The organism is Clostridium sp. UBA7339 (assembly GCF_002470865.1).
GTDB classification, from domain to species: Bacteria; Bacillota; Clostridia; order Clostridiales; family Clostridiaceae; genus Clostridium_J; species Clostridium_J sulfidigenes.
In genome coordinates this window covers 296,555-313,471 of sequence record NZ_DKPI01000012.1, presented here as the reverse complement: position 1 = coordinate 313,471, position 16,917 = coordinate 296,555, and the positions used below count along the sequence as shown (strand labels likewise).

15 protein-coding genes are annotated in these 16,917 nt (G+C 28.6%); 5 read left to right on the top strand and 10 right to left on the bottom strand.

Annotation, left to right across the window (positions count from 1 at the left end; genetic code table 11):
• The first annotated feature begins 165 nt into the window (after positions 1 to 165).
• Positions 166 to 777, top strand: a complete 612-nt coding sequence (locus tag B2S02_RS13285; protein ID WP_035134931.1) for a histidine phosphatase family protein — start codon at positions 166 to 168, stop codon at positions 775 to 777.
• A gap of 30 nt (positions 778 to 807) precedes the next feature.
• Complete coding sequence (locus B2S02_RS13280) at positions 808 to 1,341, top strand: GNAT family N-acetyltransferase (protein ID WP_346920854.1); 534 nt, start codon at positions 808 to 810, stop codon at positions 1,339 to 1,341.
• Between the two features lie 142 nt (positions 1,342 to 1,483).
• Here B2S02_RS13280 and B2S02_RS13275 read toward each other — a convergent pair whose 3' ends face one another.
• From B2S02_RS13275 to B2S02_RS13230, 10 genes are all read right to left on the bottom strand, one after another.
• Complete coding sequence (locus tag B2S02_RS13275) at positions 1,484 to 3,250, bottom strand: ABC transporter ATP-binding protein (RefSeq protein WP_346879210.1); 1,767 nt, start codon at positions 3,248 to 3,250, stop codon at positions 1,484 to 1,486.
• The gene (locus B2S02_RS13270; RefSeq protein WP_346879211.1) at positions 3,247 to 4,992 is read right to left on the bottom strand and encodes an ABC transporter ATP-binding protein; all 1,746 of its coding nucleotides are present in this window, start codon (positions 4,990 to 4,992) and stop codon (positions 3,247 to 3,249) included. The genes B2S02_RS13275 and B2S02_RS13270 overlap by 4 nt, the downstream gene beginning before the upstream one ends.
• 46 nt (positions 4,993 to 5,038) lie before the next feature.
• Entirely contained in the window at positions 5,039 to 5,956 is a 918-nt protein-coding gene (locus tag B2S02_RS13265) for a GNAT family N-acetyltransferase (RefSeq protein ID WP_346879212.1), read from the bottom strand.
• A 78-nt stretch (positions 5,957 to 6,034) separates the two neighbouring features.
• Positions 6,035 to 7,336, bottom strand: coding sequence for an alpha/beta hydrolase (locus tag B2S02_RS13260; protein ID WP_346920853.1), 1,302 nt, complete (start codon positions 7,334 to 7,336; stop codon positions 6,035 to 6,037).
• Positions 7,337 to 7,475: 139 nt separating this feature from the next.
• Entirely contained in the window at positions 7,476 to 8,018 is a 543-nt protein-coding gene (locus B2S02_RS13255) for a GNAT family N-acetyltransferase (RefSeq protein WP_346876979.1), read from the bottom strand.
• Positions 8,019 to 8,706: 688 nt separating this feature from the next.
• On the bottom strand, positions 8,707 to 10,392 hold the full coding sequence (locus tag B2S02_RS13250; RefSeq protein WP_346846504.1) for a bifunctional metallophosphatase/5'-nucleotidase: 1,686 nt from the start codon (positions 10,390 to 10,392) through the stop codon (positions 8,707 to 8,709).
• Between the two features lie 186 nt (positions 10,393 to 10,578).
• On the bottom strand, positions 10,579 to 10,998 hold the full coding sequence (locus B2S02_RS13245) for a hypothetical protein (protein ID WP_346920852.1): 420 nt from the start codon (positions 10,996 to 10,998) through the stop codon (positions 10,579 to 10,581).
• A 190-nt stretch (positions 10,999 to 11,188) separates the two neighbouring features.
• Positions 11,189 to 11,464 (bottom strand): YgjV family protein, encoded by a 276-nt coding sequence (locus B2S02_RS13240; protein ID WP_414632288.1) that lies wholly within the window; start codon positions 11,462 to 11,464, stop codon positions 11,189 to 11,191.
• Between the two features lie 297 nt (positions 11,465 to 11,761).
• Positions 11,762 to 12,580 (bottom strand): Mrp/NBP35 family ATP-binding protein, encoded by an 819-nt coding sequence (locus B2S02_RS13235; protein WP_346879214.1) that lies wholly within the window; start codon positions 12,578 to 12,580, stop codon positions 11,762 to 11,764.
• A 296-nt stretch (positions 12,581 to 12,876) separates the two neighbouring features.
• Complete coding sequence (locus B2S02_RS13230) at positions 12,877 to 13,041, bottom strand: hypothetical protein (protein WP_346880030.1); 165 nt, start codon at positions 13,039 to 13,041, stop codon at positions 12,877 to 12,879.
• A gap of 392 nt (positions 13,042 to 13,433) precedes the next feature.
• On the opposite strand from B2S02_RS13230, the gene B2S02_RS13225 reads away from it, so the two are divergent.
• From B2S02_RS13225 to B2S02_RS13215, 3 genes are all read left to right on the top strand, one after another.
• Positions 13,434 to 15,026 carry an ABC transporter substrate-binding protein gene (locus B2S02_RS13225; RefSeq protein ID WP_346879215.1) on the top strand — a complete coding sequence of 531 codons (1,593 nt, stop codon included), beginning with the start codon at positions 13,434 to 13,436 and terminating at the stop codon, positions 15,024 to 15,026.
• 83 nt (positions 15,027 to 15,109) lie between these two features.
• On the top strand, positions 15,110 to 16,069 hold the full coding sequence (locus tag B2S02_RS13220) for an ABC transporter permease (protein ID WP_346876982.1): 960 nt from the start codon (positions 15,110 to 15,112) through the stop codon (positions 16,067 to 16,069).
• Positions 16,062 to 16,907 (top strand): ABC transporter permease, encoded by an 846-nt coding sequence (locus B2S02_RS13215; RefSeq protein ID WP_346846497.1) that lies wholly within the window; start codon positions 16,062 to 16,064, stop codon positions 16,905 to 16,907. The genes B2S02_RS13220 and B2S02_RS13215 overlap by 8 nt, the downstream gene beginning before the upstream one ends.
• The last annotated feature ends 10 nt before the right edge of the window (positions 16,908 to 16,917 follow it).

Here is a 16,917-nt window from a genome sequence, read left to right as displayed (position 1 = left end):
ATAATCTATATATAAATTTTAATTTATTTAAAAATTTATTATTCTTCACCTATGAATAGCCACTTAATTGCAATTATATTTAACTAAAAATTCATATAATTCACTTTATTTATATTATATAATTATTTTATAACCTTAAATTAATTATGAGGGGGAACTATAAATTTGGATATCATTGTAATTAGACATGGTCAATCAGAAGCAGACATATTAAATGTTCATGAAGGAAGAGCAGATTTTCCATTAACAAAGCTTGGAAATAAGCAAAGTTTAGCTATGTCAAATTTTTTATCAATTAATTATAATATTGATAAAATTTATTCCAGTCCGTTAAAACGTGCTAGTGAAACTGCTAAAATATTATCTAATGCTACTAACATTCCTATTATATATGAAAATGGACTTATGGAATTTAATAATGGACTATTAGCAGGGTTATCTAGAGAAGAGGCAAATGAACGCTATCCTGAACCTGCTATAAGATGGCCACACACATCTATGTATGGAATGGAAAGTATGATAGAATTCAGATCCAGAGCTGAATCCATATTATCAAAGATAGTTAGCGAAAACTCCTCTGATTCTACTATAGCCATTGTTGCTCATGGTGGCATTATAAATATGCTTTTTAGAAGTTTTCTTGAGCTTCCTATAAATTCACAACTTTTTATATCTACAGGTGATACTGGAATACACCACTGGCAGATAACTAGCTGTTGTCATAGAATAATTTATACAAATAAATTATCTCATTTAGATACCTTAGATAGTAAATAATCTATTAATATAAGTTATGAAAGGAAATAAATGATGATATATAAAGAATTAAAAATAACTGACTTGGTTCCTGAACTATTAAATGATTTTGATAGACATGAGAAAATATACAGAGCTTGGAGACTAAGAGATGATGGAAGTGAGTATCTAAAAGATATCTATTATGAAGAGAATTGGGATAATAATGAGCTATTATGCATATGTAATGAATTAAAATCTACATTTGAAAAAGGTGGTTCAGTTTTTGCAGCCTTTGATGAAAGTAAATTAGTAGGATTTGCTTCCCTAGAAAATGAATTCTTTGGGAGTAAAAAACAATATATTCAATTGTCCAATCTTCACATTACAAACAGCCACCGCCATAAAGGTATTGGGAAAACACTATTTAACATGTGTATTGATAAAGCTAGAGAATTAAAAGCTAGTAAAGTTTATATCTCTGCCTCATCTTGTGAAAATGCTCAAACCTTTTATAGGTGTATGGGATGTATACTAACTAAAGAAGTAAATAAAAAGCTATATAGTCTTGAACCCTTTGATTATCATATGGAATATATCTTATAAAATATATTATATTTAACTCAGTATAAAATGCTTAAAAGGAAGTAGATTAATTAAACATGTAATTAATCTCCTTCCTCCTATTCAATAGGTAAATAAAGTCTAACTTTGGATATTCAGAAACTTCTTCTATATAGGCTATCTTCTATGCTTCAAGGCCCCATATCTGCCTCATTTCTTCACAGTTTTTAAGAAGTTCTTCAAGTTTTCCCTGTCCTGCAATTTTTCCATCCTTCATAACTAAAATTTTATCTGCATTCTTTAAGGCTACATGTCTATTAGAAACTACTAAGGCCGTTATATTTTTTCTTTCAAACATCCTATCCCAAAGCTTTATTTCTGTTTCTATGTCTAAGGCACTAGATATATCATCAAAGACATATAAATCAGCCTTTCTTACAAACATTCTTGCTACAGCTACTCTTTGTCTTTGACCTCCGGAAAGTTTTACTCCTTTAGAACCTATCAATGTATCTATTCCATCCTTAAAATTCTTAATATCCCTATCTAAAACTGCTGAATATATAGCTTGCTCCAATTTTTCTCCTTCATCCTTTAGTCCTAAAAGAACATTATTTTTAATAGTATCACTAAATAAATTAGGATTCTGAGATGTATAAGCTACTATTGGCGGTGTTAGCTTTTCACTATTTTTTTTAACTTCTTCATTATTTAGATAGATTTTCCCACTATCTACAGGTAACATTCCTAAAATAGATTTTATAAGAGTTGTCTTCCCTGCTCCAATTCTTCCTGTAACTACTACTAAATCACCCTTATTTACTCTTAAGTTAATATTTTCTATACCACTAGTTTCATTATACTTATAGGTTAGCTCCTTAACCTCTAAACTCTTAAATTCTATATCTTCTTGTTTACATTTCTCTTCAATTAATTCACCTTTTAGATATAATGAATTATGAGCTAATAACTCTTTTTCCATATTTTCATCTAAGAGTTTAAACATTCTCTTAAATGCAATTCCCCCTTGCTGATACCTAGCAAAAATTTCTCCAAGGAAGCCTGCAAAATCAGCTACAAAGGGAAGATAATATAGAAATAGTGAAAAATCTCCTACTGAAAAGCTCCCTTTCAGCATATATTTACCTGTTAATAGCAATATAAATCCAGTACCAATAGTTACAGCATTTTCATATATAGCATCCATGATATTTACAAAAATCTTATCGCGCACCATATATTTCATTCTTTTTTCATTAAGATTATTTAGATTATTAATTATATACTTCTCACTTCCAGATATTTTTATGGCTTGTATTCCAGTAAATATTTCCCCTATAGCCCCTGATACATCACCAGTTGCTTCCCTAGCAGTAGTCCTGTATTTTGAAATATACTTCATAGCCTTTTGTGATAATAATATTACTATAACTAAAGGAGCAAAAATAAATAAAGTTACCTTTACATTTATGGTTAATAAAATAATTAGTGCTCCTAAAGCAAATAATCCATCCCCAATTATATCTAAGGTGAAGCTTATAACAGTCTCAATCTCTTCTATATCATCTCTAAAACAGTTCATAGACTCACCTAAAGAAGTCTTATTTTCAATTAATGGATTATTTATAATACACTCTAGTAGATTTCTTCTAAGTAATCCACTCATAGAAAATCTATGGTTAGCGTCTACTCTTCCACCCATAGCTATAATAATTGATCTAGTTAATGCTACTACTAAAATTAATGCCATAAGGCTTAGAATTTCACTATTCAACCCTCCACTTTTCTCTAAGACTTCAAAAAATCTCTTAGTAATTAAACCCGGTATCAGTGGAAACATATGAATTGTTATCCATAAAAAGCAGTTGAGTAAATAATACCATGGTCTATACATTATCATCTTACCAACATACTCAAGCACTGGAATTTTCTCCTTTTTACTTTTTATCATGCCAGCACCTCCTCCATACCCTTTTGTAGTAAATTATAAAATTTTGAATTATTATCTTTATAAAGTTTCTTTCTATTGCCGTACTCTACAATTGTTCCTTCTTCAAGAATCAAAATGCTATCTGCTCTACCAACTGTTCCAAGTCTATGAGCTATAATTATACAAGTCCTATTTTGGAGTAGTTTATTTAGCGCATTATCTATAAGTCCTTCAGTGATTGGATCAAGTTTTGAAGTAGCTTCATCTAAAATAACTAATTTGGGATTTTTAAGAAACACTCTTACAAAAGCGAGAAGTTGAGCTTCTCCTGAAGATAAGCCACTACCACCATTATCTAGAATAGTATTTAGCCCTTGGGGTAAATTATTAAGCCATGGCATTAATCCAATATCTTCAATGATATTAAGTATAGTTTCATCTTTAATACTAGGATTAAAGAGTGTGAGATTTTCTCTAACTGTTGCATGAAAAATTTGTACTTCTTGAGTAACATAACTAATATTTTCCATTAAACTTTCTTTAGTGAAGCTCTTTAAATCCTCTCCATTAAATCTAATAGCTCCATTGCATACATCGTATATCCTTACAATTAACCTAGCTAAGGTAGTTTTACCACTCCCTGTATGACCTAGTACTCCTAAAATAGTATTTTTTTCTATATTAATATTTATATCTTTAAGTACAGCTTCTCCATCTTCATAACTAAATGAAACTCCATCTATAGCTACATCAATAGAATCTTTACTATTTAGACCATTATAGCCGTACTTTATTGTACTTTTAATTTGCAAAAGCTCTTTTATACGCTTAATACTTGCTTCAGCTCTTTGAAGTTTTTGCATCTGTGATCTGATTTCTTCTAGTGGATTAGCCATAAGCTCAACATAGTGAAATATTAAATATACAGTACCAAAGGTTATTAATGAATTCCCATAAAAATACGCTGAAAGTATTAATGCTGCAGCATTACCTAATGCAAAGACAATTATGTTAGCTATCCACATATAATAGTGGCCTAAACTGGCTTTTATTTCAACGGGCAGCATTTTTCTAAATAATTTATATAAACTATTCATAGTGTAATTTTTACTGCCACAAGTATTTATATCTTCCACACTAGTAATGTGTTCCCCTAAAAAACCATACAACTGCGCACTATATTCCCTTGATTTTTCCCAATGCTTTGATGAATGTTTTTCTATATATTTCATTACAACCATATCCAAAATAGCAATCATGGTTAATGTTAATCCAATCCTCCAATCTTCTTTATATAGCAATAAAATTATTCCTATTAAAAGTCCTAAATTTGATATAAATTGCAATACAAAAGTGGAGAAGAAACTAAATAGAGCATTTACATCTCCATCAACCCTTTCAAGCATCTCTCCTGATTGATGTGTTTTATGGAAATCCATATCTAAGTTTATACAGTGCTCTATTAAATCTCCTCTTAATGCATTAGTTGCTCTCCATCCAACCTTTTCACTAATATAAGTTGATATAATTTTAAATACTTGCCTTATAATTCCAAAAGCTATAAATAACAGAGCTGCTATTACTAAATTTTCGCTGCCCAAATTCTCTGTTACAGCATCAATATAATATCTCAATATTTGTGGGTTAGCTAATTGTATTACTAAGTTAATAACTAATATAAAAAATAGTAGTATTACCATATTTTTTTGCTTTTTTAAGTACTTATATAATAATCCAAAGTAATCTTTTATTGGCAACTTCATTGTCATCCCTCCTTTCAATTGATTATATTGAAACCATTTCTTTTAATTAAACTAACTTCATCTGTGTCAGCTCAAGTCCCTTTAAAAAGCCTAAGTTCTCATAAACCTCCTCAGCTTCATTTCCTATATCAACATACAGCCTAACTACAGGATATTCTTTCTTTAGAATAGTAAGCGCCTTTTTTAGCATCTTAGTTCCAATACCCCTGCCTTCATAGCTTGGCTTAACAGCTATCTGAGATATTAAAGGCCATTCCTGCCAAAGTGATACATAGCAAACTCCCACTAGCTCATTAGTATTCCCATCATATACAAGGGTAGAAGCTCTATTTAGCATGTCACTGTCTAAATAATCATCAAAGTATTCTTTTACCCAACCTGTATATTCCTCTAGAGTATAACTACTATGAAGATTCACATTGTTTTCAAATGCCTCATAAAGTAACTTTCCTATTTCTCCTTGATTTTCTCTTTTAGGTAAATTCGCATAAAAACCTTCTCTCCACATAATATTGAATTCTTCTGTCGGTCTTATCATCCACCTACCGCTTTCAATTTTCTTAAATCCTATTTTCTCATAATTTTCAACTAAAGATGGTTGTACTATATCCGCAAGTATATCCTTTGTAGTATCTGACCAAAAAACTAGAATTTCTTTAAGTCTTTCTAATAATAAATCTACATTTGAATAGGGAGGTATAATGAATAATTCTGATATATTATTAGGTTCTATAAACACTCCACCTATTTTTTTATCATCTTTAATAATCCAAAAGCATTCATCTTCATCATCAACTACAGTTCTCATTACGTCATAACTTTTCTTAAAGAAGCCATTGGCAATGTTCATCTGTGAGTAAACTGTATAGTAATCAGTGAACCCTTTATTATCAGCCCTTTCTAGTCTATATCCATCCCTTAATTCATAACTTAATATTTCCTTTGACCACTTTTGAAATTTCATATACTATACCCCCTTAAGTATCTGTTCAAATCATTTTAATAATAAAAATTATCTAATAATTTTATTTAATTAACCTCTTTATTTTTTATCTACTAACAAAGCTTTTACACCATTTGCTAGATTATCTTGCCAATCATAATAAAGATGAGCACCTATAAAAGTTTCAGAAGTTACATTGTATCCTTTACTTTTTAATGTAGCTATCATTCTGTTATTTGCCTCCACATGACCTTTTGAAAATCCCTCTAGGCTTCCCATATTTAAATAGAAGTCTATTGGTAATACCTCTGAATCCTTGTATTCCTCTATTAGTTTACTATTTCCTTCAGAATCAAGTTGTATTTCTCCCTTATCATCAATAAACCATGCAAAGGCTCCTGATTGTGATAGAACATTTCCGAATATATCATATCCATTAAGTGATGCATAAGCTGCAAATTGTCCACCTAAACTTAATCCTGTAATAATTGTATTTTTAGGATTTTTTGTCACCTTATAATTTTCCCTAACCCATGGTAATATATCTTCTGTAATAAATTTTAAAAATTCATTATTACAAATTAATTCTTTTGCTCTATTATCTGAGCCTTCAATAAATACAGCACAGGTAGGACTTATATGCCTATCACCTATGAGATTATCTAGTATTTTGGGAGCTTCTACTAAGTTTATATATTCCCATCCATCAGTAAACACCATTAGATTGTTATCACTTCCATCTTCTTCATATCCATAAGGGGTGTATATCCAAACTCTTCTTTCCTTTTTATCTGACTTAAGTTTAAATCTAGACATATGAATTTTTCCTGTTTTATTATCAGTTCTTTCCTTTGTCCATATTTTTTCTTTAGCCTCAGGCATCTCAATTATATTTTCGGTAGGTACAAGAAGCGCTATATCTTCTGGATTTTCTTCATCTCTTACAGGTGTATAAGTTTTAGGATTAAGAGGATCTATGATTACATCTTCATCCCTCCATTCATACTCTTCATTAACATTTGCTATCAATGTATATAAACAACGAGCTTTTTTAGATAAAATAGCACTTCTATACCATAAATCACTATTGCCTAATCTATATAAATTAGTTTTTTTATCGCCTTCTCCGAACATCCATCCTCCAAAGATTTCACTGAAAACAAATATATTATCAATTTCTCTATCCTGTCTCCAAATTACAGTTACAATTGAATTTTCTTCATCTCCCTCTATGTCTTCAATAAGAGGCGCCCCTTCTCTTTCGATCTTTTCCCAAAATATATCTATAGCATTATCATTTCCAGAATTCATATCCTCTTCAAGTTTTAATATCATTGGACTTAACATTTTTTTATTCTTCATAATTAATTTAGCAATAAGGTTATCTAATAGATACCTCAATCGCTTCCCCCCTTCAATTTAAGTATATTTTAATTTATTCTTTATCTAAACTTACTGAATTCAACTATTTAACTAGTTGTATAGTTCTATATTTAAATAGTTTCACAGGTAAATTTCTGTATATGAAACTATTTAAAATTTATTCGTTATGAGATTTAATGTCCATTACTATAAATTTAAATTCTCCATCTTCCATATACTCATCGCATTTTTTAAATCCTAGCTTGTTAAATAGTAACAATGATGGCTTATTATTTTCTTCAATCTCCACATATATTCTATTTATATCCATGGTATTAAATATATAGTTCATGGCTATCTTGATAGAGTCATAAGCTATGCTTTTCCTCCAATATCTTTTATCACCTATAGTAACTCCCATTTCCCCCTGCTTTGCAACTGTATCTATACTAAAGAAGTTGACAAAACCTATAAAATTTTCATCATTATCGGTGATTATAAAATACTTATACATTCGATCTTCTAATCTATCATTGATCACATTTCTTTCAAAGTTATCACAATAGATTTTACATTCTTGAATTAATTCTCTACTATTACTTGGTATAGGTCTTGGATCATACCTATTAATCTCCTTGTCAATTCTACAAGAAAACAAATTAATGATATCTCCTTTTTCTATGTCTCTTATCCTAATTTTCTTATCCTCATAATAATTCACTATTAAATCCCCCTTTTTCTACTTTATCTTTTTACTTTTTTAGAAATCCCCTTATTGAGCAACAAAAAAGCTGTAAGAAAGAATCTCTCTCTTACAGCCAAATCTAACATTTTTATTTTACTTAGTTAATATACTAAATCTCTAATTTAGTATATATCATCTACTTTACCCAGTATATACAGATAAAGTTTCATATTATTATATATCCTATAAATTCAAAGACACAGCAAAGTATTAAATATGTTACCATATTTACTCATACTTTAAGTACTTCTTTACATTTAGAAATATATATTAACAAATATTATTATAAACTTAGGACACCTTGTAAATCACAAATTATTTAAAACATAAATAATTGTGGCATTCACTAAAAATAATCCTATAAAATACCCTTCTTAAGATTCACATCTTAAGCAAAGCTAATTATAATAATTAAGTAAAATTTAGAAATAGCTCAATAAGATTGATTTCATTTCAATTGTTTTAAAAAGAAGTATCACAAAAAATCCTATAGATGTACTATAGACCTATAACGTAAACAAAACCTCTTTTAATTTAAATATTTTCTTTTCTCGAAAATTTAACTAACAATTGATTCTAATCAACATCTCATTGTCCCCTTCCTAAATTTAAAATTACAAGTATAATTTACCATAATAAATATATATAGTCAATACAAATATTCCTACTTCACATCTATTAAACCCAATTTTTTAAGTTCATCTATATTTAAAGCTTTATTATAGGGTAATTCAATACTACCTTCATTAACTAATTTAATTATTTTCTCTTTATATGGTGATTCCAAATTAACTCCAGTTATCTCCCAGTTATTATCCACTTGTGGAGATATAATACCTTGATTTTTAATATATTCTACTATCATATCTCTAATTGTATTAGAAGATTTCCAAATATAATTATTCTTTGCTAATTTTCTACCTTTTAAATTTGCAAAATAGCAATAATCACTGGTTGCTAATTTTAATTTTTGATTTTCTTTCACTAAATCACCTTTGAAAATTAAATCTACAATTCGATGACCTACTGGTTTAGAAATATCTACTTTATAATTTACTCCAGCAAAAAATTCATGTTGATATCCTGGAATATCCATGGTAAAGCTTATAGAAATATCTCCTGACTTCCACTGATTGTAAGCTGAAGCAGCCCATTCCATATAATTCTTTAACTCTTTCCCTGTAACTTCTACTACATAAAGAAAAGTAGTAAACTTGTATACATTGAAAATATGTCCATAAGTAATAACACCTTTTTTTATATTACTATCATCCCTAATTAAAGAAGTTGATGTAACATCTGCACCAGAATTTATAAGTTGAACCTTATTTATCAACTCTATAAGTGGAGTATCTCTAAGCCGTCCTTCAGGTATAAAGCTTATCTCATCCTTTGGTTGAAAATCTTCTGTGGCTTCTCCTATTATTTCTGTGACAAAATCCATAGTTGTTTCATGTGCTTTCTTAATAACTGGTAATCCACTTAACTCTTCGCTAGGATAATACGGCTTCATGGATACAACTTTAACTTGTCCATCTATAACATGATTATTATTGTCCAAGGTTAAATCAAAACGAATTACTTCCTGTCCACTATCTGTAGCCCCTCCAATGAGCGTTTTTCCTCTTTTTTCTTTTACTGTTATATGAAAATGCCCAACTACTAGTACATCTATCTCCGGACATAATCTCAATATTTTTTCAGCTGCATCTCTTTCATTCTTCTTATCATGTTCTGAAACCATGCTTGCATGAGCCATAACCATTATAATATCTACTTTATCCCTAATTTCACTTACATACCTATAGGCAGTTTCACCAAGATCATGAAAATTTAGATCCTTCACTAGATTTCCTACCCATCTTGGTACATTAGGAGTAGTTAACCCTATAATTCCAACTCTCACTCCACCACAATTTATAATTGTATGTGTCTTTACAAAGTCTTCACCACTTTCTCTATAGTCTACATTTGCTGAAAGAAATGGAAAGTTACTTTGCTTTTCAAGAGATTTTATTAAATCAAGTCCAAAGTTAAATTCATGATTTCCCAATACCATAGCATCATATCCCATAAAATTCATAGCAGAAATCACAGGATGTTTTTCATCCTTTTTATTACTATACATTTCATCTGTTAACGTATTTCCTTGAATTATATCTCCATTATCCACTACCAAAGTATTAAGATTTTCACTCTTAACTTGCTTTATATAAGAATAAATACGATTCATTCCACTATTATTGAAGCTTTCACCCTTATCATAGTTATATCCTAAAATGTTTCCATGTATATCTGTAGTTGCTAAGATTGTAATTTTCTTATTCTTTGTTGTAGTGATTCTATTCATTTATATTTAATCCTCCAGCTTAAAACATTAATTATTAATAATAACTTTCTCAACAATAATTTCTTAATTCAATTTTTTCTTATTATAATTATATCATTTGCTTCTGTATAATATATACTTTAGCATGGTATCTATCTTTTTCTCCATAAATAAAAAACGCATCTAAACACAGACACGTTTTCACTACTATAATTTAAAAATAAATTTTCCTATAGTTGTTTTTAGCTTAGTAGCTTCCATTATAATACCATATAAAATATTTACAATTACATATATTACTAAAATTCCTAATACTTTGTCTCCAAATCTATATCCAAAAGGCATTAATATTAAATTAAATAAATAGAGTAATGCAAAACTTACTAATAAACTTATGCTCTGATCAATTATATTAGCACCTAGTTTGGCTAAAAATCCACCTTTCTTTTTAACATTTTCATTAGAACACTCTTCTGCCTTTTCAGCTTCATCTATATGCTCTAATACTTCTTCATTTTCTAAAGTTGCTTCCATGTTTTCTTGTGTTTCAGCTATAGTTTCTTCTGTTACATTTTCCTCTTCTATACTTTCATTATCACTTTTTATATTTTCTTCATCCTTTAACATCCAATATCCTCCTTAAATAATAATTATAAACTCTCTGATAAATATACTATACTTTAAATTATCTGTAAATTAATTCTATGTAAACTTAGTATGAATTTACATAGAAAATTAACTTTTTAATTCTATATTTAAAGCTATAGTGTAATTTTTCTATTTCACTATAGCTTAACTTTTATTATTATATTAAAATTTAAATATTATTTTTAGTATTCATTTCTCTAAATAACTTGTATAAGTAATATAGATTTATAAAAACTATTATTGCATTAGCTATAGCTACAGGATATGCTCCAATAATCAGCCCGTATATTACAAATAATATACATCCCATTAAATTAATAAATCTTAGCTTAAATATTTTCTTCATAAACATAGAAATAGTAATTAGTATAGATGCTAAATAACCTATCCACTCAATCAATGTATCATTAAACATAGAACTCCTCCTAAAGTTTATTATATTCATTAATAAATAACAAACATTCACTCTAAATACTAATAAAACTAATGTTTTAAAAAATATGTTTATTTATAGTTTCTCTATTATATATTTTTTTATTTATATAATAATTATTTTTTATTTTAGTTTTTGGATTTTTATCTCTTATACAACAATGTAGCTCAATCCTTAGATTTAAATCAAAAAATATAAAAACTATCTCAAATCAAAGACTTAAGATAGTTTTTATATGATAAATTTTTATACTGTTATAAGCTGATATAATGATACACTAATCTATAAAAAAGTTATAATAATTATCTATTATAAATTATTAATTATGTTTTCAACAATTTTATTAAATATGTTTTTAAATTCATCTTGATGCTCTTCACCTTTTGATAAATTGCTTATACTACTTATCATAGGTAATTCACCTAAAAGATTTAAATCTAGATTTTTCAAGAACTTTTCTGTATCTTCTCCATTAAATAATTTAATTTTTTTATAGCAATCAGGACACTTAATATAACTCATATTCTCAATAACACCTAAAACTTTTATATTTAATTTTCTAGTCATATTAACTGCCTTTGCAACTATCATAGATACAAAATCTTGAGGAACAGATACCATTACTATTCCATTTATCGGAATATCTTGCATTACAGTTAGTGCTACGTCTCCTGTTCCTGGTGGCATATCAACAACTAAATAGTCTAATTCTCCCCAAATTACATCTGTCCAAAACTGCTTAACCATTCCACCAATCATAGGACCTCTCCAAATTACAGGATCTTCTTCATTCTCTACTAGCAGATTTAACGACATAACCTTTATTCCTTCTTGAGATTCAATAGGATATATATTTTTACCATCCGCCATAGCTTTTTGTCCTGTAATTCCAAGAAGTCTTGGTATACTTGGCCCTGTAATATCTGCATCTAAAATCCCTACTTTATATCCTTTTTCCTTTAATTGTCTTGCTATTAAAGTAGCCATGGATGATTTACCAACGCCACCTTTTCCACTCATAACTCCAATAATTTTTTTAACATTGTTTAAAGGATTGTTCTCAACTCCACAACTTCCTTTATCTTTACTGCATCCACCATTGGATGGACATGTATCACATGTTGACATAAAATCATCTCCTCATTATTATTGGTATTTACTAAATTTATATTACTGCTGTTTTAAATTGTTGTCAAATGCCAATAATGAAATTTATTATAATCCTATATGAATAAATTATATTTTTGTCTAGCATATTATAAAATTAAAATATAACATCTAAAAATTACTGTAATAATCTCTAAAGGATAACGACTTCTAAGTATCAAATAAATTGATACTTAGAAGTCTGTTAGTAAGCTTTAGGGGGAGAAAAACTCCCTCTAAAGCAAAGAACTATGTTTATATCATTAAAACATTTAATTTTATTCCCAAGTTTCACTACAGTAACTACATAATCTTTTATTGTCTAAACACTCCCTATTACCACATCGTATACATTCTTCATATCCTTCATCATAATAACTAATTTCATTTTCAAAATTATATTCTTCTCCTAAATTGTCTTCTGGTAATACATAATTATTCATCATATTTTCCTCCTAATTTTAATATTCCTTACTCCATAGAATTTAATAATATATTTTCCTGTTTTTAATATATTTATACTTAACAAACCATTTTATAATACAATTCACTATTATGAAATGTTAAGAATTTCAGAAATTATTATATGGCTTATTTCTGCCAGTTACTATTAGCAAAACCTTTAATTTATTATGTAATAAATTGTTGATTTTTGTAGTTATAACGTTTTCTGATAGACTGATTTTATTTATTTTAATTTATAATAAGAGTTATATACTAATATTTATTATGTTATCCTATATAAGGAATTGTTGCGTATTTTCACGTAACTACAACTATCATAAAATTCATTCATAAACATGAATTGATTTTACAGTGTATAAGGGGGATTACAATGAAAAAGACTAGATTCCTCAGTATTGGACTATCTTTAATACTATCCTTGTCCTTAATTGGATGTAGTTCAAAAAATAGTTCTACTAATACTGAGTCCAAAAAGAATGAAACTGCTCAACAACAAATAAAGGATGGAGGAACAATGATATTTTCTGCTAGAACTGATCCAAGTTGCCTAAATCCTTTTTTTCAACAAAACAGAGTTACTTATACAATAAACAATGCTTTATTTGATCCACTATATGTAGTTGATAAAGATGAAGTAAGATATTACTTAGCAGAAAGTATGGAAACTTCTGAAGATAAACTTACATATACATTAAAATTAAAAGATAATTTAACATGGCATGATGGTACAAAAATAACAGCAGATGATGTTGTTTATAGTGTAAATGTAGCTAAAGATGAAAGTCAGGGAATTGATGCTAGACAAACTTTTGTTATTGATAAAAAAGAAGTCCAAGCTAATAAAATTGATGACTTAACTGTTGAATTTAAACTTCCAAATACCTTTGCACCATTCTATATATCAATTGGAGATTTTAAAATAATTCCAAAACATATATTTGAGGGTGAAAGCAATTTAGCAGAATCAGATAAAAATAATACTCCAGTAGGTTCTGGTCCTTTTAAATTCAAAGAATGGAAAAAGGGTGAGATGGTAACCCTAGAAAGATTTGATGATTATTATTTAGGAAAACCTCATTTAGATAGTGTGGTTTATAGAATAATTCCAGATGATAATACTTCAAAAATTGCTTTTGAAAATGGAGAAGTTTCTGCAGCATATTTAGCTGAAGATAAGTTTGAAACTTTCTCATCAGATGATAGGTTTAAAACTCATTCTTTTGATGAAGGAATGCTAAACTATATTATACTTAATGAAAAAAATGAAAACTTAAGTAAAAAAGAAGTTAGACAAGCTATATCCTATGCCCTAAATAAAGAAGAGATTTTAAAAACATCCTATACTAATTTAGAAAATACTGAAAAAGCTTACTCTATTCTAACTCCAAATACAAAATTCTATACTGATGATGTAGAAAAATATGACCAAAATTTAGAAAAAGCAAAAGAGCTTATGGAAAAGTCTGGTGTAGGTAATATAAAATTGAATTTTCAATACACTCCAAAAGATAGCAAAATTGCTATGGTTGTTAAACAACAACTTTCTACTATCGGTATAGAAGTAGATGCTCAGCAAATAGATGACAATGTATACTTCTCAAAAATCCTTGGAGAACAAGAAAGAGATTATGATATACTTATAAATGGATATGTAATGGGAAATGATCCAGATGGATATTCTAGTGCTTATATGTCTAGTGGTAGCTTTAATGCTCAATGTTATAATAACAAAGAACTAGACAAGTTGTGGAAGGATGGAGCTTCTCAATCAGATGATGCAAAGAGAAAAGAATTATATGAAAAAATTCAAAAGACCATAGCTGATGATGCTGTAGTATACCCATTATATTATTCAAAGTCATTAATCGGAGTTGATGCTAAATTTGGTGGAATTGAAGATGCCAAATTAGTACCTATATATATGTTTGAAGATTTATCAAAAATATATATGATTCAACAATAAAAATATATTTCTATGGCTCATTTACCCTTTCCGGGTACTTGAGCCATTTTTACATAAATTTTTTACATAGAAAGGATAGTATTATGAAAAATAAAATTACAAAGAGAATTTTACAAGCTATTCCTATGCTTTTATTTATATCCTTTGTATCCTTTTTACTTATGAATCTGGCTCCAGGAGATCCAGCTCAAGGATATATAACCCCTAAAATGTCAAAGGAGCAAGCAGATTTAATAAGAGTAAGTCTTGGACTGGATAAACCTATGCTAACTAGATATTTCTTATGGCTAAAAAATGTATTAAGTGGTGATTTGGGTTACTCCTTGGTTTCTAGACAAGCTGTAGCTAGTGAAATTTCTTCAAGATTTTTTGCTACCCTTGGACTTATGGGTTCTTCCCTACTTCTAGCTATTTTAATATCAATTCCCCTAGGATTACATACGGGCATGCATAGAAATAAATTCTTAGACAGATTTACAAATATATTAAACTATATTGCAATCTCTATACCTAGCTTTTGGTTTGCAATGATATTGCTTTCAATATTTTCTTTAAAATTAAAGTGGCTTCCTAGTGTTGGTATGAGAACTATAGGTGTAACTTCAATATTAGATGTTATAAAACACGGTATATTACCTACTATAGTACTTAGTTTTTCTAATATAGCTGTTCTTACAAGATATGTACGTTCTTGTACTATAACAGAACTAAAGCAAGATTATATTGTTACCGCAATTTCCAAAGGCGCAAGTAAGAATAGAATTCTATTTAAACATATCATGAAAAATGCTCTTCTTCCAATGATAACAATTCTTGGAATGAGCTTACCATCTTTAGTTTCTGGTGCATTTATCACTGAAACTATCTTTGGATGGCCTGGTATGGGAAGACTTGGCATTAACTCAATAAAAGCCTTAGATTATCCAGTTATAATGGCTATGACTTTAGTTACCTCAATAATGGTTGTTATAGGAAATCTACTTGCTGATATTAGTTATGTACTAGTAGATCCTAGAATACGTAGGGGGGATGAAAATGTTTAGTATTAGATTTAAAGAAAATTTTATAAGAGAGCTTAAAAAAAATAAATTAGGAATATTTGCTTTAGTATGCTTAATTTTAATAATTATTTTATCTGTTTTTGCATTTTTGACTCCTTATAATCCTGATACTATTGATATGAGTAATCAATTTATTTCTCCAAATTTAAAAAATATATTTGGAACAGATGAACTCGGAAGAGATTACTTTACTAGAGCTTTATATGGTGCACGAATCTCCTTAATAGTAGGTGTACTCTCCATGATGGTATCTATATTCATCGGCACCCTAGTTGGTGCTATAAGCGGACTATTAGGAGGCAAAGTTGATGCTATTATAATGAGAATAATAGACATGTTAATGAGTATACCTCTATTCTTTTTACTACTAATAGTAAATTCTTATTTAAGACCAAGTATAGCCAATATAATAATCATTATAGGTATATTTGGATGGATGAGTATCGCTAGAATAGTCCGCTCAGAAACATTATCTATAAAAGAAAGGGATTATATTCTATGTTCTAAAGCCTTAGGTAGCAATAATATAAAAATAGTAAAAACACATATAATACCTAATGCTATTTCCACAGTAATTGTTGCAGCTAGCATAAATATAGCCGATGCTATACTTATGGAATCATCTTTAAGTTTTTTAGGTCTAGGGGTACAACAACCGATGGCTTCTCTCGGAAGCATGCTTCAAACTGCTCAAGCCAGAATTGGTGATAAGACTTACTTAGCAATTTTTCCAGGTCTTATGATACTATTAATTGTATTAAGCTTTAATGTTCTTGGTGATATCTTGAGAGTAGCATTAGATCCGTCTCAAGGAGAGTAATTAAAACATA

Bases quoted from the DNA above. Each gene is read 5' to 3' on its own strand.
- B2S02_RS13280 (WP_346920854.1), top strand. From the start codon at position 808: ATGATGATATATAAAGAATTAAAAATAACTGACTTGGTTCCTGAACTA.
- B2S02_RS13275 (WP_346879210.1), bottom strand. From the start codon at position 3,250: ATGATAAAAAGTAAAAAGGAGAAAATTCCAGTGCTTGAGTATGTTGGT.
- B2S02_RS13240 (WP_414632288.1), bottom strand. From the start codon at position 11,464: ATGAATATAATAAACTTTAGGAGGAGTTCTATGTTTAATGATACATTG.
- B2S02_RS13245 (WP_346920852.1), bottom strand. From the start codon at position 10,998: ATGTTAAAGGATGAAGAAAATATAAAAAGTGATAATGAAAGTATAGAA.
- B2S02_RS13265 (WP_346879212.1), bottom strand. From the start codon at position 5,956: ATGAAATTTCAAAAGTGGTCAAAGGAAATATTAAGTTATGAATTAAGG.
- B2S02_RS13230 (WP_346880030.1), bottom strand. From the start codon at position 13,041: ATGAATAATTATGTATTACCAGAAGACAATTTAGGAGAAGAATATAAT.
- B2S02_RS13235 (WP_346879214.1), bottom strand. From the start codon at position 12,580: ATGTCAACATGTGATACATGTCCATCCAATGGTGGATGCAGTAAAGAT.
- B2S02_RS13270 (WP_346879211.1), bottom strand. From the start codon at position 4,992: ATGAAGTTGCCAATAAAAGATTACTTTGGATTATTATATAAGTACTTA.
- B2S02_RS13215 (WP_346846497.1), top strand. From the start codon at position 16,062: ATGTTTAGTATTAGATTTAAAGAAAATTTTATAAGAGAGCTTAAAAAA.
- B2S02_RS13220 (WP_346876982.1), top strand. From the start codon at position 15,110: ATGAAAAATAAAATTACAAAGAGAATTTTACAAGCTATTCCTATGCTT.
- B2S02_RS13225 (WP_346879215.1), top strand. From the start codon at position 13,434: ATGAAAAAGACTAGATTCCTCAGTATTGGACTATCTTTAATACTATCC.
- B2S02_RS13250 (WP_346846504.1), bottom strand. From the start codon at position 10,392: ATGAATAGAATCACTACAACAAAGAATAAGAAAATTACAATCTTAGCA.